This is a genomic window from Psychrobacter sanguinis (genome assembly GCF_020736705.1).
In the GTDB taxonomy this organism is placed as follows: Bacteria; Pseudomonadota; Gammaproteobacteria; order Pseudomonadales; family Moraxellaceae; genus Psychrobacter; species Psychrobacter sanguinis.
In genome coordinates, this window is record NZ_CP085990.1 from 1,425,046 (window position 1) to 1,446,253 (window position 21,208).

Annotated in this window: 17 protein-coding genes; 9 read left to right on the top strand and 8 right to left on the bottom strand. The window is 41.3% G+C overall.

Annotation, left to right across the window (positions count from 1 at the left end):
- Positions 1-368 precede the first annotated feature (368 nt).
- Positions 369-1,534, bottom strand: a protein-coding gene (locus LK453_RS06065; protein WP_227945133.1) for an IS3-like element ISPpy1 family transposase whose coding sequence is annotated in 2 segments (ribosomal slippage) — positions 369-1,261 and positions 1,261-1,534 — 1,167 coding nt in all. Because the reading frame shifts where the segments join, the coding sequence is not laid out codon by codon here.
- Positions 1,535-2,168: 634 nt separating this feature from the next.
- Here LK453_RS06065 and LK453_RS06070 point away from each other — a divergent pair.
- Positions 2,169-3,083, top strand: a complete 915-nt coding sequence (locus tag LK453_RS06070) for a DMT family transporter (protein WP_007395788.1) — start codon at positions 2,169-2,171, stop codon at positions 3,081-3,083.
- Between the two features lie 24 nt (positions 3,084-3,107).
- On the opposite strand, the gene LK453_RS06075 is transcribed toward LK453_RS06070, so the two are convergent.
- The 5 genes from LK453_RS06075 to LK453_RS06095 all read right to left on the bottom strand — a co-directional run bounded on the left by LK453_RS06075 (position 3,108) and on the right by LK453_RS06095 (position 10,765).
- Positions 3,108-3,689, bottom strand: coding sequence for a DJ-1/PfpI family protein (locus LK453_RS06075; protein ID WP_201536463.1), 582 nt, complete (start codon positions 3,687-3,689; stop codon positions 3,108-3,110).
- A gap of 115 nt (positions 3,690-3,804) precedes the next feature.
- Positions 3,805-4,905 carry a DNA alkylation repair protein gene (locus LK453_RS06080; RefSeq protein WP_201536466.1) on the bottom strand — a complete coding sequence of 367 codons (1,101 nt, stop codon included), beginning with the start codon at positions 4,903-4,905 and terminating at the stop codon, positions 3,805-3,807.
- A gap of 42 nt (positions 4,906-4,947) precedes the next feature.
- Positions 4,948-5,553 (bottom strand): pseudouridine synthase, encoded by a 606-nt coding sequence (locus LK453_RS06085; protein WP_201536469.1) that lies wholly within the window; start codon positions 5,551-5,553, stop codon positions 4,948-4,950.
- Positions 5,554-5,785: 232 nt separating this feature from the next.
- On the bottom strand, positions 5,786-7,996 hold the full coding sequence (locus tag LK453_RS06090; RefSeq protein ID WP_201536472.1) for an NADP-dependent isocitrate dehydrogenase: 2,211 nt from the start codon (positions 7,994-7,996) through the stop codon (positions 5,786-5,788).
- Positions 7,997-8,545: 549 nt separating this feature from the next.
- Positions 8,546-10,765, bottom strand: coding sequence for an NADP-dependent isocitrate dehydrogenase (locus LK453_RS06095; protein WP_201529467.1), 2,220 nt, complete (start codon positions 10,763-10,765; stop codon positions 8,546-8,548).
- Between the two features lie 689 nt (positions 10,766-11,454).
- Here LK453_RS06095 and LK453_RS06100 point away from each other — a divergent pair.
- The 5 genes from LK453_RS06100 (at position 11,455) to LK453_RS06120 (ending at position 16,889) form a co-directional block, all read left to right on the top strand.
- The gene (locus tag LK453_RS06100; RefSeq protein WP_201536475.1) at positions 11,455-12,777 is read left to right on the top strand and encodes a GNAT family N-acetyltransferase; all 1,323 of its coding nucleotides are present in this window, start codon (positions 11,455-11,457) and stop codon (positions 12,775-12,777) included.
- 27 nt (positions 12,778-12,804) lie between these two features.
- Positions 12,805-13,269 (top strand): chorismate--pyruvate lyase family protein, encoded by a 465-nt coding sequence (locus LK453_RS06105; protein WP_201536478.1) that lies wholly within the window; start codon positions 12,805-12,807, stop codon positions 13,267-13,269.
- A gap of 278 nt (positions 13,270-13,547) precedes the next feature.
- A complete protein-coding gene (gene glyA, locus LK453_RS06110) occupies positions 13,548-14,804 on the top strand; it encodes a serine hydroxymethyltransferase (RefSeq protein ID WP_007395778.1) in 1,257 nt (418 codons plus the stop codon).
- A 142-nt stretch (positions 14,805-14,946) separates the two neighbouring features.
- Positions 14,947-15,954, top strand: a complete 1,008-nt coding sequence (locus LK453_RS06115; protein WP_201542081.1) for a hypothetical protein — start codon at positions 14,947-14,949, stop codon at positions 15,952-15,954.
- A gap of 185 nt (positions 15,955-16,139) precedes the next feature.
- Positions 16,140-16,889, top strand: coding sequence for a type 1 glutamine amidotransferase (locus LK453_RS06120; RefSeq protein WP_201536485.1), 750 nt, complete (start codon positions 16,140-16,142; stop codon positions 16,887-16,889).
- A 27-nt stretch (positions 16,890-16,916) separates the two neighbouring features.
- On the opposite strand, the gene LK453_RS06125 is transcribed toward LK453_RS06120, so the two are convergent.
- Both LK453_RS06125 and LK453_RS06130 read right to left on the bottom strand, forming a co-directional pair.
- The gene (locus LK453_RS06125) at positions 16,917-17,165 is read right to left on the bottom strand and encodes a DUF2164 domain-containing protein (protein WP_201536488.1); all 249 of its coding nucleotides are present in this window, start codon (positions 17,163-17,165) and stop codon (positions 16,917-16,919) included.
- A gap of 187 nt (positions 17,166-17,352) precedes the next feature.
- On the bottom strand, positions 17,353-18,054 hold the full coding sequence (locus tag LK453_RS06130; protein ID WP_227953986.1) for an IS1 family transposase: 702 nt from the start codon (positions 18,052-18,054) through the stop codon (positions 17,353-17,355).
- A gap of 133 nt (positions 18,055-18,187) precedes the next feature.
- On the opposite strand from LK453_RS06130, the gene LK453_RS06135 reads away from it, so the two are divergent.
- The 3 genes from LK453_RS06135 (at position 18,188) to pepF (ending at position 21,181) form a co-directional block, all read left to right on the top strand.
- Entirely contained in the window at positions 18,188-18,961 is a 774-nt protein-coding gene (locus LK453_RS06135; RefSeq protein WP_201536491.1) for a type 1 glutamine amidotransferase, read from the top strand.
- On the top strand, positions 18,951-19,262 hold the full coding sequence (locus tag LK453_RS06140; protein WP_007395774.1) for a DUF7677 family protein: 312 nt from the start codon (positions 18,951-18,953) through the stop codon (positions 19,260-19,262). The genes LK453_RS06135 and LK453_RS06140 overlap by 11 nt, the downstream gene beginning before the upstream one ends.
- A 101-nt stretch (positions 19,263-19,363) precedes the next feature.
- On the top strand, positions 19,364-21,181 hold the full coding sequence (gene pepF, locus LK453_RS06145; RefSeq protein WP_201542287.1) for an oligoendopeptidase F: 1,818 nt from the start codon (positions 19,364-19,366) through the stop codon (positions 21,179-21,181).
- Positions 21,182-21,208: the final 27 nt, after the last annotated feature.

Sequence of the window (21,208 nt, forward strand, 5' to 3'; positions counted from 1 at the left end):
CAATTAGAGGCTTTATAAACTCTTTCATTAGCCGTAAGTTATTATTAGCCTAAACTTCATTAAAAAACATTCTAATCTTTCATGTCATTCTTAAGTTTATTAACGGCTTTATTGAGAAACATGACCAGTATTATGCCTAGAAGCAGTATTGTCGAATTTACACCTAATTTAGCATTACCAACCATATAATCGTAGATTGAAATGCCACTGATTAATAAGACAACAATAATAAAAAAATTGTAAAGAAAAATTGTAAACCGTAAGAAATTTTTATCAGAAACTTTCATAGGAATCCTTAAAAATTTTTAGGAATAAGGTTACTATTAAAGATATTATTTAAGGTACTCCCCAATGTCTAGACCAAATTATCATAAAATTAAGATAGAATTGGGTTGATAAAACGATTTATTATCCGAACTATTGTTAGCCAGATAAACCTGTGCAGGAGTATGGTAATCGAGCGACTGATGTAAACGCTCATGATTGTAAAACTCGAAATACTCTTTCAAACCTGCTCTTGCCTGACTGACTGTCTCAAACTGTCGCAAATACACGCATTCATACTTCACTGATCGCCAAAGCCTTTCCACAAAGATATTATCCAGTGCCCTACCGCGACCATCCATACTGATGGCAATACCCTGCTCAATGAGCGGTCTGGTAAATCTTGGGCTGGTAAACTGAGAGCCTTGATCCGTATTAAAAATCTCACAGCGTAACCCATTGTGCAGTAAGCTACTTACCGTATCAACGCAGAAATCCGCCTCAAGCGTGGTAGATAGCGACCAGTCTAGAACATAACGACTGTACCAATCTATCACCGCCATCAAATACACGAAGCCCTTGGCTAAGCGAATATAGGTGATATCAGTACTCCATACTTGATTACAACGGCTAATCGGTACATGCCTAAGCAAGTACGGGTAAACTTGATGCTCAGAGTTAGGCTTACTCGTGTTAGGATGCTGATAAATAGCGTCTAGCCCCATTTGCCGTAGTAAGCGCCTAACTCGATCTTCTCCCACTTGATAGCCTAGTTGCCTCAAATACGCTGTCATGCGTTTAACCCCATAAAATGGGGTCTTGGTGTACTGCTGGTCAAGCAGGTTCATCAGGGTAATATCAAGCTCGCTGATGGGCTTTGGCTGATAGTACAGACTTGAGCGGTTGATACTGAGTAATTCACATTGCTTACGAACACTAAAATCCTTGTTATCAGGTTCTAGCAGTTGTTTACGAGTGCTCAGGGTAGCTGTAAGGACTTTTTTTTAAGCCAGTCTCTTTCACTGATGACTTGCCCTAGCTGCCTATGTAGTTCATCGATAATAGCTTGCTGGGCTTGTTCGTTGGCTTGCTGTTTGGTATTGAATGCAGTAGGGATAACTGCCAAAGCCTGCTTTTTCCAGTTGCTGATTTGGGTTGCATGAACCCCATATTCTGCGGTTAACTCGTTGAGGGTTTTGTGTTCTTTGATGGCTTCAACGGCGACTTTGCTTTTAAATTCAGCATTGTGACGCTTACGTACTTTTGTCATTAGATAGACCTCTTTTTCTAAAGGTTATTCTATCTTATTTGCTACAATTTTTTGGTCTAGTTTTCCGGGAGTATTATAATTTATTCTATTTATTAGGTAATACAAATTATAGGTTCTGAATATAACCTTTTAATACATACTTATTGTTAGTTGAGTATGTTTGATAGGTTCGCTTACAGTTTCAGAAAACTTGCTGATGTCATCACAATAGCCTTCTTCAAAGTTTAGTTTATAAATGTTTGGCATTTTTATAAATTCTAGCCAATCATTTTCTTCATCCACGTCTCAACAACTTCTTTTCCCTAAGATATAAATCAAATTAGCTAATGGCTGATGAGGTTATCGGATTAGAGTAGGCAAATAAATCTATAGATTTTAGGGTTATAGCTATAATGCTAACTGGGTTATCAAAAAAATAAACGTCGACAGTAGGGCTTAGTTGGTTGAGCCCAAATTTTGTGAAATAGAGGGGCCAAACTATGCAGATAGGGTTCTTTATAAGGCAGATATAAGCGATTAGCTATTTAAAAATAGACTACTGTCCCAATACAGGTAGCATCTCACATAGTTCAAGGCAGGAACAGCACCTTCATGTTCGCATAAGGTGCTGTTTTTTATTTTATAGAAGGACGGTATGACGACTCATCAGCCTGTACAAGGCGCATTTTGGATGGTGGCAGCAGGATTTATGTTTGCCATTATCAACACTACCTTACAATATTTAGGTATGAATTACGGGGTAAGCTCAAGTGCGGCGGTGCTGCTTCAGTACGGCATCGCGCTGTTGTTGTTTTTACCATTAATGCGTACCGGTTCGATTCGGTCGGCGATGACTTCCGATTTTCGCTTGTTGCATGTGATACGAGTGGGGGTATCGGTTATTGGTATCCAGCTTTGGACGTGGGCGCTGGCGTATCCGGTCCCTATTTGGCAAGGTATTGCGCTGCTGATGGTATCTCCATTATTCGCCACTCTAGGCTCAGGGCTTATTCTACGTGAGTCAGTAAGTCCAGTACGATGGATAGCGACCTTAACTGGATTTGTTGGGGCGATGTTGGTGCTACAGCCTTGGTCAGATACGTTTATGTGGGCAAGCTTAATCCCTGTGGCCGCTGCGTTTTTTTGGGCCATTGCGTCGTTAATGACCAAGTTTACGGTTAGCCGCGATACCCCAACCACGATTGTTTTTTATCTATTGGTGTTAATGCTGCCGTTTAACATGATATTTGGCCTGCCTAAATTTTCTTTACCCAGTGATTGGCATGTCTGGGGATTGCTGGCTCTCATTGGGGCATTAACCGCGTTTGCACAGTGGGCTATTGCTAAAGCCTATTCGGTGGCAGATGCCTCATTTGTGCAGCCATTTGATCACATTAAGCTGCCGCTAAATGTATTGGCTGGCTTTATCGTATTTGGCTGGGTTCCGCCTGGCATGCTATGGGTAGGCTCAGCACTGATTATCGCTTCAGTGATATTTGTCACTCACTATGAACGCCGCCAAAACCCAGTTAAGGTGCTTTGGGAAGAGGCGCACAGCAATACCGAATAAAAGGTAAAAGATTAAACTAACTGTCTAATCACAACCCCTATCTGATGCCCAACGATACTCAGCCTGCTTAGCTACCTGAACAGCCGCGTCATTGCCCTGTCTATCAGAAATAAAGCCTAGTGCCATATCCATACCCGCACTAACGCCTGCTGAGGTGTAATATTTACCATCAACCACCCAGCGTGCTTTTTTAATCCAATTAACCTTGTCAGATTGTGAAGTGGCCCACTCCCAAGCGATCTTATTTGAGGTCGCTTGCCTGTTGTCTAATAAACCTGCTTTTGCCAATAGAGCACTACCGGTGCAAACCGATAGAACCCACTTAGCGTCATTGGCGAGGTTAGTTAAAGTGTCTAAAAACTGACTGTCCTCGATTAATTGACGAGTACCGAACCCACCAACTATTAGTAAAATATCAGTAGGATTAGGCAAGTCTGCTACAGCTATCGTCGCTAATGGCACACCATGAACACTATTAATGAGTCCACCGTTCATGGAGCAAAACTGAAACGAGTAGTTGGCCTTCAGGCTACCAAGCATTTCGACAGGCCCAAAAAGATCTAACGTCTCGAACTCATCAAATACTAGAGCTGTGATATGTTGCATGCAACCATTCCTTGTTAATGAATATATAGCTTACAGGCAACTTGCAGCGAATAAGCGGCTTTATTGACAGGTTTAATTTAATTATTAACTATTGAAAGACTAAAGCTTAACACTTTTATACAACCTCAAAACTAGCATGACTGAGCTTTTGACCATTAATTATCAAGTTAATGTAGTGCATACCTACTCGTTCTTTGCGTATGGTTGTGTCTTTGATAGGCCATTTCTTTGCAATGGATAGAGTTGAGCCAGCGGTTATCTCTCGTCGACACCACTTAAGCACACGTCGTCGACTTTTACCATTGAGACCAGGGGATAATAGCTCTAAATCTATCAGAAGCGCTTGATCAGACTTAGCCTGACTCTCTACAATTAAACTCACTTCAAACTTTTGGCCTAAATTGATTTGATTGGGCTGAATATCAAATTGTTTAACCTTAATTTGTGGCGTAGGTGAGTAGCCTTGCAACTGTAAGGCACCAACATGAGACTGCTTAATTAAGCTTCTACAGCTATGGCGGATGATCCAGTCAAGATGCTCCGAGTCCCCTTGTTTTGATTGCCAAGCTTTGAGACAGTCAATGACCTTATCAGGATGATCTTTACTAATATCATTGAGATTATTGGCGACCGAACGCCTCACATACTCACTTTCATCGTCGTAAAGTTTATCGAGTAGTTGGATAATATTTGACGGATCATCGATTAGCCAGTCAACTTTCTTACCCCAAGGCAGTCTTGGTCTAATGCCCTCACTTACTAAGCGACGGACATCAACTGATGGATCGTTGGTCCATTTATCTAATACGCTAAGCGTAAGCTGACGGTGATGTTGTAAGTAAGAACGAATAGCAAATTCGCCTGTGAAATGTTGCGTAATCTTATGAATGGCTTGCAGAGATAATTCAGGATGATCCAAACCATACAGCTCTACAATATACGCTATAACCCACACAGGAAATCCTGTAAGCCTCTTGAAATCTTCGCTCTCATCTAACATAGCCAAAATTAGCTTTAGAGCTTCAGGATAGGGCTTATCAATAGAGAAGTAGAGCGCTGATGCGATTGCTTTCACTCGATCTTTCATTTCAAGTGATAACAGGTCTGCCGGCACCGCATCTTTAAACTTTTTAACCTGAAATGAGACATCTATGGCCAAAGCTCTATCGCTTATCTGCTCTACTAACGCCCAGTCGAAGTACTCTTTTAAGTTCATTTTGGTTGTCTTTGTCCTATTAAAGGAAGAGTTATAGAGAGTTTATTGAACCCCTAACTGCTGTAAACGCTTAGCATTTAAATGTACTCGGACAAACTCACCAACGCCCAAATCGCCTAGCTCAAAGCCGGCCACTGACCAACGAATTAGACGCAGGCAAGGTAGACCGACATGGGCAGTCATCCGCCGTACTTGTCGGTTTTTACCCTCATAAATGGTCATCATTAACCATGAGTCAGGGACGTTTTTACGCTCACGTATCGGTGGGTCGCGCTGCCAAAGCGGCATGGGTAACTCTTCTTCAGTCAAGTGTTTCACTTCTGCGGGTAGGGTCTTACCATCTTTGAGCACCACACCTTGGCATAGCTGCTCTAATTGCTCTGCCGTTGGCTCACCTTCCACTTGTACCAAATAAGTCTTACCTTGCTTACGGCCTGCATTGGCTTTGGGTGGATGAGTGATGGCTTTGTTAACCCTACCATCTGATGTCAAAAGCAATAAGCCTTCACTGGTGGCATCGAGACGACCTGCCACACGCAAAGATTTATCAGTAAAGAACTGCGATAAAGGGGCAAATTTATTATTGGCATCATCACTAAACTGGCTTTGTACACCGTAAGGTTTATTAAATAAGATAACAGAGGGCATAAAAGGTCTACTATTAACAAAGTGGTGGTTATAAAAAAGGATAGCTATCAGCAGTGACAGTTATAAAAATAGTACTTATAAAAACAAATAGTTTAAAGAGCAACTTTATTTTAGCATGCTTATAGACTGTGAAATAAAAAGCACCCCACAGCGTGTTGCTCTGGGATGCTTGCACAAAGGGCCAACCTAATTGGCTGTATCTTATAAAGATAGCCTGACCCTGACAGAGGGCTTATAAAGAAGCAAGCGCCTCATTAAAGGTACTACTCGGGCGCATGATCTGCGTTACTGCCGTATCATCAGGTATGTAATAGCCTTTTAAGTCAACAGGCTTGCCTTGTACCTCATTTAGCTCTTTGACAATAGTGTCCTCATGCTCAGTAAGCGTTTTAGCAAGCGGCGTAAATCTTTGTTTAAGCTCAAGGTCTTTGTCTTGATTGGCCAGTGCCTCAGCCCAGTATAAAGCTAAGTAAAAATGACTACCACGGTTATCAAGCTCACCCACTTTGCGAGAAGGCGACTTCTTATTAAGCAATAGCTTCTCGGTGGCATCACTTAAGCTGTCTGCCAATATCTGAGCTTTAGGGTTGTTCTTGGCTTCATGTTCTAAAGACTCGGCCAAAGCCAAAAATTCACCCACTGAATCCCAACGTAAATGGTTTTCCTCGACAAGTTGCTGCACATGCTTCGGTGCGGAACCGCCTGCACCTGTTTCAAATAATCCACCACCATTCATTAGCGGAACAATAGACAGCATTTTGGCACTGGTACCCAGCTCTAAGATTGGGAATAAATCAGTCAAATAATCACGCAGTACGTTACCCGTCACTGAAATAGTATCTTGGCCCGCTTTTAAACGCTCAAGGGTAAAACGAGTGGCCTCTTTAATAGACATGATACGGATATCTAACCCTTGAGTATCATGATCTTTCAGGTAATGCTCTACTTTCTCAATTAAAGCGGCATGGTGAGCGCGAGTTTTGTCTAACCAAAATACGGCTGGCATGCCACTGGCGCGTGCGCGTGTCACAGCAAGTTTTACCCAGTCTTGTACTGGGGCATCTTTGACACGGTTCATACGCCAGATGTCATCTTTTTTCACCGCATGTTCGGTTAACACATTGCCGGCTTCATCAATGACCTGAACTTTACCTTTACCAGGTAGTTGGAAAGTGGTGTCATGAGAGCCGTATTCTTCCGCTTTTTGAGCCATAAGTCCGATGTTAGGTACCGTGCCCATAGTCGTTGGATCAAAAGCACCATGCTGCTTACAAAACTCGATGGTCTCCTCATAAAGGGCGGCATAGCTACTATCAGGAATAACCGCTTTGGTATCATGCAGCTGTCCATCGGGCCCCCACATTTGACCGCCATCCCGAATCATAGCGGGCATAGATGCGTCGACAATCACATCACTAGGCACATGTAAGTTGGTAATGCCTTTGTCTGAATTGACCATTGCTAGCGGTGGGTTTTTGGCATAAATCTTCTGAATATCAGCTTCGATTTCTTGGCGTTTTGCTTCTGGTAGCTGTTGAATTTTAGACAGCAGTTGCGCAAAGCCATTATTAACGTTAACCCCAATTTCATTAAACAGCGGTCCATATTTAACAAATAAATCTTTGAAATAGACACGGACCGCTTCACCAAAAATAATAGGGTCAGAGACTTTCATCATCGTTGCTTTTAGATGGATTGAAAACAACACCTCTTTGTCTTTGGCATCTTGTACTTGCTCTTCCAAAAACTCAGTCAATACATCAAAACATAAGATAGAGGTATCAATCAGCTCACCCTCGAGTAAAGGGGCAGGTGATTTAAGCTCAGTTTCTTTGCCTTTGTCGTCGGTATAAACGACGCGATACTGTGTTGGCTTATCTATGGTGATTGATTTTTCGTCGTCAACGAAATCACAATGGCTCATGGTGGCCACGTGGGTCTTAGAGTCAGCACGCCAAGGTTTCATAGAATGAGGATTGGCTCTGGCATAAGCTTTCACCGCTTTCGGCGCACGTCTGTCAGAGTTCCCTTCACGTAATACAGGGTTTACCGCACTGCCTTTGATAGTGTCATAACGCGCTCGAATGCCATGCTCTTCATCGGTTTGTGGGCTATCTGGAAAGTCGGGAATTGCATAGCCTTTGTCTTGGAGTTCTTTAATCGCTGCTTTTAACTGCGGAATAGAGGCACTGATATTGGGCAATTTAATGATATTTGCTTCAGGTTCAACAACCAACTCACCCAATTCGGCAAGGGCATCAGGAACACGTTGCTGCTCAGTTAAGTATTCTGGGAAAACCGCCAAAATACGGCTGGCTAAAGAGATGTCACTGACTTCGACATTGATGTCAGCACTTTTGGTGAAGGCTTGAACAATAGGCAGCAATGAGTAGGTAGCCAGTACAGGGGCTTCATCAGTTTTGGTATATATAATTTTTGACATGGTTATGTTCAATCCTTTTTTATTTTTATATGAGAAAGTAAAAAAACTTTAGATAAGATGCTAAGTTTTTAAAGCGCTAAACTGTTAGCTGTACTATTACATGTGGTAAGGATTAGCTTAGCTTAATAGCGCTTAAGTTGAATGATACTAAAGGGTGGGTGATAACGTCAGTTTAGAAATCGTATCCACAACTTATTATTATGTTTTTATAAGGGCTAACCCTGGGTACTATGAGGTTAAAGCTTATGCTAGGATTAACTCATTATAGGTTTGAAACAGATTCTTTATAGATTTGAATGAGTGTTAAGAGATTTGAATAAAGCTAACAGCTTTGAGAAGGTGTAATAAAAAAGTCTTAGGTCAGATGTATACATTAGGGTATCAAAATAAGGTCAAAAAAATACCCCAAGAGCCATCTCTCAGGGTATTTTCGATTCTTAGGATATTTTAAATTTCTATAAAAACATTAATATGAAAAGCATCTAGCCAACTAAGTTAGGCTTACCTGAAACCTAACTTAGCCATACTTAACGATGTCAAACTGACTGATTAAATAGCGTCGATGACTTGGTTAAATGTTTGACTTGGGCGCATAACGCTCTTAGCCAAACTATCGTCAGCGAAGTAGTAGCCTTTGATATCTACTGGCTTGCCTTGAACCTCGTTCATTTCTTTAACAATGGCTTCTTCATTTTTGGCTAGATTTTCAGCCACTGGTGCAAATTGTGCTTTTAACTCAGCATCTTCGTCTTGAGCGGCTAACTCTTGTGCCCAGTACATGGCCAGATAGAAATGGCTACCACGGTTGTCTAATTCACCAGTAGAGCGTGATGGTGACTTATCGTTATCAAGCAGTTTCTCAGTCGCTTTATCTAGTGTTTCTGCCAATACTTTTGCTTTGGCATTGTCTTGAGTAGAGGCTAAGTGCTCTAAAGACGCAGTTAGCGCTAAGAATTCACCCAGTGAATCCCAACGTAGATGGTTTTCTTCAAGAAGCTGTTGAACATGCTTAGGCGCTGAACCACCCGCACCAGTTTCAAATAGACCGCCGCCCTTCATTAAAGGCACTACTGATAACATCTTGGCACTGGTACCAAGCTCTAAAATTGGGAATAAGTCAGTTAGGTAGTCGCGTAGGATGTTACCTGTCGCAGAAATAGTATCAAGACCACGAGCCACACGCTCCAAGGTATAACGCATTGCACGAACTTGTGACATGATTTCGATGCGTAAACCTTCAGTGTCATGATCTTTCAAGTAAGTTTTAACTTTCTTGATAAGCTCGTTTTCGTGAGGACGGTATGGGTCTAACCAGAATACTACTGGGGTATCTGATTCACGAGCACGGCGAACGGCTAATTTCACCCAGTCTTGGATAGGCTCATCTTTCACCTGACACATACGCCAGATATCACCTTTCTCAACCGCTTGCTCCATCAATACTTCACCCGTATCAACGTCTACAATACGAGCAATACCTGATGCGCTTGATTCAAAGGTCTTGTCATGTGAGCCGTATTCTTCTGCTTTTTGAGCCATTAGGCCTACGTTTGGTACGGTACCCATCGTGGTTGGGTCAAAGTTACCGTGCCATTTACAGAAATTAATCATCTCTTGGTAAATACGAGCGAAAGTAGACTCTGGCATGACCGCTTTACAATCATATAGTTTGCCATCAGCACCCCACATCTTACCGCCGTTACGGATCATAGCAGGCATTGACGCATCTACGATCACATCACTTGGTGAGTGGAAGTTGGTGATACCTTTTGAAGAATCAACCATTGCTAAGCGAGGACGATGCTCTTGGCAGGCATGTAAATCTTGCTCAATTTCTTCACGTTTTGACGCAGGTAAGGTTTTGATCTTGTCGTACAGGTCAGCCATACCATTGTTTACGTTAATGCCAAGCTCATCAAATAGCTCACCATGTTTTTCAAACGCTTCTTTATAATAAATACGAACCGCATGACCAAATACGATCGGGTGAGACACCTTCATCATGGTCGCTTTTACGTGCAATGAGAATAGGATACCCGCGTCACGGCAGTCTTCCATTTCACGCTCATAGAACTCAAGCAACGCTTTTTTGCTCATGAACATAAGGTCGATTACTTCTTTGTCTTTTAAAGGAATCTCTGGCTTTAAAACTTCAGTAGAGCCATCTTCTAATAGCAATTCCATACGGACAGTACGCGCTTTGTCTAGCGTCATTGACTGCTCGCCACTATAGAAATCGCCACCATGCATGTGAGAGACGTGAGTGCTTGACCACTGTTTCCACTCGCCCATTGAGTGAGGGTGTTTACGGGCGTAGTTTTTAACCGCTTTAGGCGCACGGCGATCTGAGTTACCTTCACGCAATACAGGGTTAACTGAGCTACCTAATGACTTGCCATAACGCTTACGAAGCTCTTTTTCTTCTTCGGTTTGTGGATCTTCTGGGAAATCAGGAATGGCATAGCCTTTGCCTTGTAATTCTTTGATAGCGGCTTTTAGTTGCTGCACAGAAGCACTGATGTTAGGCAGTTTAATGATATTGGTATTTGGATCTTGGGTTAGACGACCTAGCTCCGCTAAATTGTCTGGAACACGTTGTTCTTCAGTTAAGTATTCAGGGAATTCAGCCAAAATACGAGCAGCAACAGAAATGTCACTGGTCTCAACAGAAATACCTGCTGGTTTAGTGAAAGCTTCAACAATAGGCAAGAATGATAAAGTTGCTAATGCTGGTGCTTCATCGGTTTTTGTATAAATAATTTTTGACATTATAGTAATCGGTTCCTTTAGTCTGAAGTTAATAAAAAAACTTGAGTAAAATCAATCTACAGCTGTAACAACGAACTAGATATAAAATAGGTCAGGGGCCTTGTTATAAGCTTAGGGCTATTAGGCTATCAGGGCTGTAAGCTTAGGTCTTTTTTATAAGGACCCAAATTAATTATAGTGACCCAAAGTAAGTAGGGTTTCTCACAAGAATCGGCTTAACCTACTGTGCAAGCTAATGTGAATTGAGCAATCATGGCGATATTATAGGCAATCCACAATAAATTCGATAGCCACTATAAATTCGGTAGATTGTCAATCTCGTATAATGAACTTAGTATACAATTTTTATGCATACCCTCTGTATACGAATTATATTAAGCTAGTGGACTGCTATTTTACCAGTCCTACGCGTCGATATCATCCTTTACATTCAATTGTTATTTTCAAAAAAACAAAATAGCTAACAAAAGTCATCTAACTCACTGTAGATGACTTTTTTTATGCGTATTTTATTTCTCAAATATGTCTTTTCTGAATATACAGGATGGGTCAGTTATGGGGATGAAAACTATTTTTGCAAATTGTGCCAGTTTTGCAAATTATGACAGCATCATTCTAATAATTTGCTACTCTAGGGTTTTTATGTCGACCCAATATAAAGCCGACCAGATTTAAAGTGATGACTCGCAATGACTTACAGTTACAGCATAACTCAAGATTTAGCTTGGCAGACCGAGGCCAAATGGCAGCAGCCTGATACTCCGTTTATGTCTTTTGAATATTGGCAAGCGCTGACAGACAGTGGTGCTATTGGACAGAGTGCTGGTTGGATACCGTTGTACCTACAAATTTATAAAGCAAGCGAACAGGCAGAGACAGCTGATGAAATAAGAGCCACTGAGGTAGAGTTAGTTGAGACAAAGTCAATTAAGACAAAATCAGTTGAAAAAGAATATCGCTTAATTGCGACCATGCCTCTGTTTATTAAAGGCCATCACCAAGGTGAGTATGTGTTTGACCATGCTTGGGCAGAAGCCTATGCACGCTATGGCGAGGATTATTATCCAAGGCTAGTGACCAGTGTGCCTTACACCCCAGTCATGGGTCAGCGGCTGTGGTTAGTAGAAGGGGAAGAAATTGCCCCCGCTATATGGCAAGCTGCCATTGCTGCTGTCGATGATGTGGCACAGCAAGTGAGGGCGTCAAGTTGGCACGGTTTATTTATTGAATCTGAGCAAATCGCAGCCGCGAAGCAACTGCCCAACCCTATATTTGAGCATCAGCTACTTGAACGTCAAGGCTGTCAGTTTTTATGGAAAAACCAGAAGTTAACTGAGCATGAGGCAGATAGTGGACCAAAAGCGTACACTGACTTTGAGGACTTCTTAAGTACGCTAACCGCCAAAAAACGTAAAAATATTCGGGCTGAGCGTAAAAAAATAGCCAAGCAGAACTTATCGTGCCGAATCAAAACCGGTGGAGAAATTACTGCAGAAGACTGGGACATTTTTTATCAGTGTTATGCCATGACATATGCGGTTCGCGGCCGTGCGCCTTATCTAACGCCAGAGTTTTTTGAGCAAATTGCACAAACGATGTCTGAGCACATTATGTTGGCACAGGGGTTAGACGACAGTGGTGAGATAGTGGCCAGCAGTCTGTTCTTCTATGACACTCCTAATCAGCCGAATGCCACTTTATTTGGGCGCTATTGGGGGGCGTTAGAGGAATATGACAGCTTACATTTTGAGCTGTGCTATTATCAGGGCATCGAGTTTGCGATTCAAAAAGGGCTGCAATACTTCGATCCTGGAACTCAAGGCGAGCATAAGCTGATTCGAGGCTTTGTGCCGCAAAAAACACACTCATTACATCGGATTTACGATACGCGATTTGAGCCGGCGATTGCTAACTTTTGTGAGCAAGATAACGCATATATGCAACAGTATCGTGAGCAAGCCCACCAAGCATTGCCGTTTAATATTGATAATATGCCGAGCTTTAATGGATAAGCTTAGAACTAAGTTAAGGGACAAAACATGTCTATATCAGAAGAGGCGCTGTATTGGCTAACCTCAGACGGTTCATTAACCGCTTTATTGGAAGACAAAGCGGGCCAACCTTTGAAAGTGGCTCCTACTTTTGAAGGGTATCGAGCATTAACGTTGGCGCAGAAAAAGCAGATGGGTTATCAAGGCGCCCAATTGAATAGACCGGTCATGGCGTGGGTGCGGGAGTCTTTATTGTATGGAAATAGCGAAAAACCTTGGGTGGCAGCGCAAAGCATTTTTCCTTTAACTAGTTTAAAAGGGGAGGCAAAAAGGTTGCAGCATTTGCAAGGGACGCCAATCGGTTACGTGTTATTTAAACGCCAAACTACCTTGCCTCATCAGCGAACCATTGACTGGACAGAGCAGGGCTGGCGGCGCAATACCCTTTATAACTGGTATCAACGGCATTTACTGATTAGCGAAACTTTTTTGGCAGAATTTTTTAAGGGTTAGCTTTTAAAAAATGGTTTAGGTCGTCACAATATAATCTTAGTCAGCCTTCCTTAAAAAATCGTCAACTTTTGCGTCCTTTTTTCGGGAAAATATATCAATTTTCATGTTACACTTGAGCCTTAATAGGCGGTACTCCGTCCTCTTTAATGTTTATTAAATAATGGTTATTAAAGAGGCTAAGTAAGCAGTTTAAAAGATTTTAAGGCAGACAGCGGTGGGCTGGTTCAGCGCTTGAATTTTTTGTATGTCATATATGACTTATTAATAGGATAGAAAATATGTTTAAAGATATTAGCATTAAAGACTATGACCCTGACTTATATCAAGCCATGGTGTCAGAAACCAAGCGTCAAGAAAGCCACATCGAGCTAATTGCTTCTGAAAACTACTGCTCACAAGCGGTAATGGAAGCTCAAGGTTCAGACTTAACCAACAAATATGCAGAAGGCTATCCTGGTAAGCGCTACTATGGCGGTTGTGAATACGTTGATATCATCGAGCAGCTAGCAATTGACCGTGCCAAAGAGTTATTCGGTGCTGAATACGCCAACGTACAGCCACACGCCGGTAGCCAAGCGAACTCTGCGGTATTTTTAGCATTGCTAGAAGCGGGCGACACTGTATTAGGCATGAGCCTAGACGCAGGTGGTCACTTAACTCATGGTGCACATGTTAACTTCTCAGGCATCAACTATAATGCCGTACAGTACGGTTTGGTAGAAGAAACCGGTTTGATTGACTATGATGAAGTAGAGCGTTTGGCTCAAGAGCACAAACCAAAAATGATTATCGCTGGTTTCTCAGCCTACTCACAAGTAGTTGATTGGCAGCGTTTCCGTGACATCGCAGACAGCGTTGGCGCCTACCTATTTGTAGATATGGCACACGTTGCTGGTCTGGTTGCTGCTGGCGTATACCCAAGCCCAGTACCATTTGCTGACGTTGTTACTACTACCACTCACAAGACTCTACGTGGTCCACGCTCAGGTCTAATTCTGTCTCGTGATGATAAATTAGCTAAGAAACTAAACTCAGCGGTATTCCCAGGCAACCAAGGTGGCCCGTTAATGCATGCTATCGCTGCTAAAGCGGTGTGTTTCAAAGAAGCTCTACAAGATGACTTCAAAACTTACCAGCAGCAAGTGGTCAAAAATGCTCAAGCGATGGCAAAAGTTATCCAAGAGCGTGGCTACGAGATCATCTCTGGTGGTACTGAAAACCATCTAATGCTTATTAGCTTAGTTAAGCAAGACATGACTGGTAAAGAAGCAGACAAATGGTTAGGCGATGCGGGTATCACTGTGAATAAAAACGCAGTACCAAATGACCCTAAATCTCCATTCGTAACTTCTGGTATCCGTATTGGTACTCCAGCGATTACCACTCGCGGTTTTAACGAAGCACAAGCTGCTGAATTAGCAGGTTGGATTTGTGATGTATTAGACGGCCGTGGTGATGAGAAAGTACTAGCAGACACTCGTGCTAAAGTTGAGAAAATCTGTGCAGAATTACCTGTATATGAGCGTAATCAGTAATTAGCTTTACTATTGTTTATACGTTTTAAATAAAAAACCGCTTAGCTTTTGGCTAGGTGGTTTTTTTGTACAATCCTTTCACTATAAGCTGTTAAGTATTGTATTATTAATAATACTTAACCTTTAATACGGCTTATAATCAATGCTAACTACTAAACAACCAATTCATTTTTTGATAGCTATTATACTTTGTTTTATTTCTTCTTCAGTTTTAGCATTTAATACTAATAGACAGTTTGTTTTAAATCTTTCTTCTGGATACGGTTATCTTCTTGGACAAGAAATCCTTCTAGATAATATTGCAAATCAATACCCTGATTTAGCAAGAGAAGCATATTTAGCGAAAGCGAGGTTTAATACAAAGTTTCCAAATCTAAAAGATAAGCACTTTAAAGTGATTAACTCACTAGATATCCCTGAGGTTAATCAAGCATTCAAAGAAAGTACCAAGCAGTTACAAGCATTAGTATCTGCAAACAATAAAAATCTCTCCAAATTAGAGGCTATAGACTTTATTAATGAGGTCAATAACAGAGCGAATGGCGATATTGAGTCTCCGTTTTTAGAGAATTTTTTGATAATTCAGTATAATGATAAGCCGCAACAGGAAATGCTTGATGGGTTTTACAACACTTTTTCATCGCAAGGGCTGAGTAAGGCAAAAGGTTTGAATGTCACTATCAAGACACCCAAATCTTGGCAGGAACAAGAAGCATCTAGACCTAATATTGCTAAAAAATGGATTAGTCAAAATGGCACGGGCGTAGATAGCATAATGTTGCTAATAAAAGACATGCCTGTATCTGATATCCGCCTTAACGATATGCATGAGCTTTATAATACAGGTGAGATATATGATATGGTACCAGAGGGTATGTCTGTTGTAGATAAGGGGGCCCCGATAGTTTTAGATAGACTGCCTGGATATTGGATGCAGGTCGAAGGGAATATGCAACGTTTGGATAATAGCTTTTATATTAACCAAACACTTTATAACATATTTTATAAAAATAAAATGATTTCAATTCAATGTACGGTATATGATAGCTCAGAAGCAAATACGTATGCTCAATTAAGAGCTGAAAAATTGCGGCCTTTGTGTGAGAACGTTGCCAGCAGTTTGGTTATACAAAATCAATGGAAACAATAAATTTATTAATTTCAAGTTGTCTATGTTCGGGCGCAACCAGTAATTAGATTTGCTGTTGCTTATACGCTTTAAATAAAAAAACCGCTTAGCTTTTGGCTAGGCGGTTTTTTTTGGCATAAACTTTGCTGCGAAGAATCAGGTATAGTCATTACTAGTACGCCAACTTACTCTCAAGGAAACCGTTCATGCCACTCAGAATACACGCCTTATACCACGTCGATTTTGAAAAACTAGGTTATATAGAGCAATGGGCTAGCAATAACGGTCACAGTATTACTACCACACGTTTTTATGAAAACGACGAACTGCCTGACCTCAATAGCTTTGATTGGTTGATAATAATGGGCGGGCCTATGGGCATTTATGAGGAAGCCAGTTATCCATGGGTGATTGACGAAAAACAATTTATCAAAAATAGTATAGATGCTGGAAAAACGGTAATAGGTGTATGTTTAGGGGCACAACTGATAGCAGACTGTTTAGGTGCGAAAGTGGAACCTTCAGGGGTGAAAGAAATTGGCTGGATGCCGATTGAGTTAACCGAACAGGGCAAGGCACATCCCATACTGCAACAGTTGCCAAAAGAGGCGTTTAACGTTTTCCATTGGCACGGCGATGGGTTTGATAGACCCAAAGGGACCGTCCCTATTGCAACTTCACAGTTTTGGGGCAACCAAGGGTTTATTTATCAAAGTGAAAAACACAAACAGCTGAATACTTGGGTAATGGGCTGGCAGTGTCATTTTGAAGTCACACCCAAGAGCATGATAGATATGGTGGCAGAGGGACAGGAGTACATAAGGGAGTCCATAACTCATCACCCTAATTCAGTACAGACTCCTAAAAAAATACTGGCACTGGGCGAGCAGTATATTGAAGATAATAATACTTGGCTAAGCTTAATGTTAGATAATATGGCTAATCTCAATAGTTAAGTTACAAATGAGTAGCTTATGGCCTGCTTAGTCTTTCTTTAAAACAGACAAATCTTCTAAGATGCCCGTAAATCTATCGTATAGCCAAGGCTCAGTATCACTAATCGCCTGATCATAAATCTTGGGTCCTATCAGCTCCACCATAAAGTCCAAAAGAAACTTAGCGGGCAGGTTGCCAATGTCTATATCCAGTTCATTACTCATGTAAGCCCGCAGTTCATCGAGCAAGACTTCTTCTTGTTCTTTATCCAGTTGTAAAAGCTTTTTGGGTTTCATGATTTACTCAGTTAATATCTAGAATTATTGATTTAATCTATTTCAGGTCCTCTATTTTGCTTCCATTAAACGCCTGATAAGCTATGGTACTATTTTATAAACCAAAAGTTATAACCCATAAGTAGCGTAATGAATAGCAATCGAAACTATTAGAATAAAAGGTGGTGGTTCAAAAAGTAGGCTGACATTAGACATATCCATGATTGATGTAAAAGAAAGCTAAATCAAAGGCTTTAAAGTGATTTTCCAGCTTTTTAGAAAAGTTACAACTTCGCCTAAATGCTCGCCTTACTCGATGTCTGATAGTGCAATTATTACCTTCAATACCGACCGTGAAAAACTTGCCAATGACTTGGGTAAAGCCCTTAAAACCGGTAACAAAGCTATCCCAGGTATCACTAGCGATTCTAGCACAACTTACGCCTAAGGCTTGCAGTTTAGCTTTAAGCTTTTTGACAGTGTTAAGGTCTCGTTTTCCCCACACATAGGCAACAATTTCACCTGTGTCACGGTGATAGGCATAAATTAGCCATTGTTTGTTGGTCTTCTTGCCTACGAATGTCCAAAGCTCATCGACTTCAAGACAGTCGTATTGCCTTTGCTTGGGGGTTATTTGGTAGTGACACTTTTTTAGGGTGGCCAGTACTTTGCCTTTGCTGATTCTCTCAACGCAAGCGATGTCTTTTATGCCACTGCCTCGAACCATAAGATGGCGTATTTTGCTATCTTTTTGGGAGTGACAGCCTTGGTACGTTAAGGCATGGTCGCCAATAAACTGCCGTTTGCAGTCTTTGCATTTATAGTTTTGTTTACCATAGCTTTTGAAGCCATTTTTCTTTATACTGTCACTTAGACAGGCTGGGCATTTGATGTATAGTGTGATTTGCATTTCACTATTTTATCAATTTCTCAGCCTGTTTTTTTTCAGCCTACTTTTTGAACCACCACCGAATAAAATTATCAAAGTAAAGCGATCGGAATCAAAGCGTCAAAATAAAGGCATTGAAAATAAAGGACGAAATATGACTCTACGCATCCACGCCTTATTGCACAATCATATCAATATTCTAGGGTCTATTGAGCATTGGATAAAGCGCAACGGTCATAAGCTAACCCTTACTCAGTTTGCAGAGGACTTGATGGCGGACAATGCTCTGCCAGACCAAGATAGCTTTGACTGGTTAATTGTTATGGGCGGGCCTATGGGAGTGTATGATACCTATAAATTCCCTTGGCTAAAAATAGAAAAGCAGTTTATCACTGAAGCTATTAAAGCGGGTAAGACGGTCATTGGTATGTGTTTGGGTGCTCAGCTACTTGCTGAATGTTTGGGTGCCAATGTGGGTAAAATCGATATCAAAGAAATAGGTTGGACACAGCTGACACTGACTGAACCAGGTGTCCATCATCCGCTATTGAATGGAGTGCCCCATCAATTTACCACCTTTCATTGGCATGGCGATGGTTTTGATTTGCCCAGCGGTGCCACGCCTTTGGCTACCTCTAAATATTGGCAAAACCAAGGTTTTATTTACCAAACCGATAAACATAAACAGTTAGGCTCTTGGCTCATAGGTTGGCAATGTCATTTTGAAGTGACGCCTATTAGCTTGCAGACGATGATTAATGAGGGTAAAGGTATCTCTGAACAGGATATCAAGCAGTATCCGAAAACCGTAAAATCTCCAGCTTCTATTTTAGAAAACATTGCCCAATTTGCTGCTGACAATAATGCCTACTTTGATACGATATTGGATAACCTAGTTTCAAGCTATAAGGTGAAAAATGAAAGTTAGTCAAGATTTTAGCGGTGCCTTGAGTACTTTTGCTTATTTTATAGCAAGTGGTACTCATTATATGCTTCAAGACATTGAATATATTGACTTATTTGGAACTGAGCCCAGTGCTATTGAAATGGTCTTTGCCATATTTGCCAATGTATTAGAAATGGATGAAGAGGGTAAAGTTTTGAACTTTACTTATGCACAAAAAAGAGCAACGGACTATCTTAAATCTTACTGTTCAGAGTATATTGTTGATCCCCCTTTCGAGGAATGGGAAACCACGCTATATGGCCCACCAAAGCGAGATAGGTAAATCTGTTTAACCTATATTAGGGTCATCTAGCAATCCCGAATCTATAAGATAAAAAGATAATATTAATTCAAAATAGTATTTTTAAAAGTTAAAGGACCCCTATGACTACTCAAGCTCTACCCAAACGCAGCGATGTCCCGACGCATTTAACCTGGGACATGACCGCGCTTTACGCAAAACCAGAAGATTTCTACGCAGATTTAGAGCAAGCCGCTGAGCTTGCTAATGAATTAACTTCGGATTCAATGCTCAACTTAACCGATGGGGCCAGTATCGTGCGTCTGCTACAGACTTATGAGGCCTATTTAACTATTTTATCCAAAGCTGATACTTATGCTGGCGCGCAAAGTGCAGTGGATATGAGTGATAGTGAGCTACAAATCAGAGCAAGAGATTTTGAGTCACAAGTCGCCAAATTAAACAGCCAAACTGCCATTGTGGAGCAGACCCTAAAGCAGGCCGATGAAGCACTGATTAAGCAAGCGATGACTGATAACGACAAATATCGTCCGTTTTTATCAGACTTACTGGCACAAAAGCCCTATACCTTGAGTTTAGACTTAGAATCTGCACTTATCTCTTTGTCCCCAGTACTTGACCTGCCGTATCAAAACTATGAACAGTGCAAACTGGCCGATATGACTTTTCCAGACTTTGAGGTCAATGGGCAGACTTATCCTTTGAGTTTTTCGACTTTTGAAAATGAATATGAAACGGCGGTCGATACCGAGTTTCGTCGTCAAGCCTTTAAAGCGTTCTCAAAGCGACTGCGTGAGTCTCAGCACACTATTGCCAGCAACTATTTGACTCAAGTCAAAAAAGAAAAAATTATCGCTGATATGCGGGGCTATGACTCAGTATTTGATTGTCTTTTACAGGATCAGAAAGTGTCTCGTGCTATGTATGATAAGCATATTGACACCATCATGACTCATTTAGCACCACCCATGCGCCGTTATATTAATCTGCTTAAAAAAGTAAACGGTATCGATAAGATGACTTTTGCTGACCTCAAAGTACCCTTAGATGCTAGCTTTGTGGCAAAGGTAAGCATTGATGAGGCAAAAATATATTGTGTAGAAGCGTTATCGCTATTAGGCACAGATTATACCGATATGGTACAGCGCTCTTTTGATGAGCGTTGGTATGACTTTGCCCAAAATAAAGGTAAGAGCACTGGCGGTTTTTGTGCGTCACCTTATGGCGAACACTCCTATGTGCTGATGTCGTGGACTCACAATTTAGGCGATGTATTTACCTTGATTCACGAAATAGGTCATGCCGGACATTTTTATAACGCCGGTCAGTATCAGAACTACTTAAGCTATGAGCCTTCATTATATTTTATCGAAGCGCCCTCAACCTGTAATGAGCTGTTATTGGGTCATCATTTATTACAGAAAAACACTGACGACAAAGCGTTTCAGCGTTACGTGGTTTCCTCCTTATTGTCGAACACCTACTATCATAATTTCGTTACGCACTATCTTGAAGCTCACTTCCAACGTGAAGTGTATCGTGCGGTAGATGCTAGCAAAAATCTAAGCACTGAAGATTTGCACGACATGATGAAAGCGACCTTACAACAGTTTTGGGGTGAAGCGGTAGAGATTGACGACGATGCTGCGCTGACTTGGATGCGTCAGCCACATTATTATTTTGGCTTATACTCTTACACTTATAGTGCAGGTCTGAGCGTTGCCACCCAGTTGTTTAAAAAGCTGCGTCAAGGTGAAGAAGTTATCGACGATTGGTTAGCGGTATTGCGAGCCGGCGGGTCAAAAAGTCCGAGCGAACTTGCTAAGATGATTGATGTTGATATTACTGATAATGGTACTTTAATTGATACTATTGATTTTATTGGTAAGCTTGTTGATCAAGCTTGTGAGCTGACCGAAGCGCTATCAGAAGACAGTTAGTACGAGACAATCAGTCCAAAGCAGTCG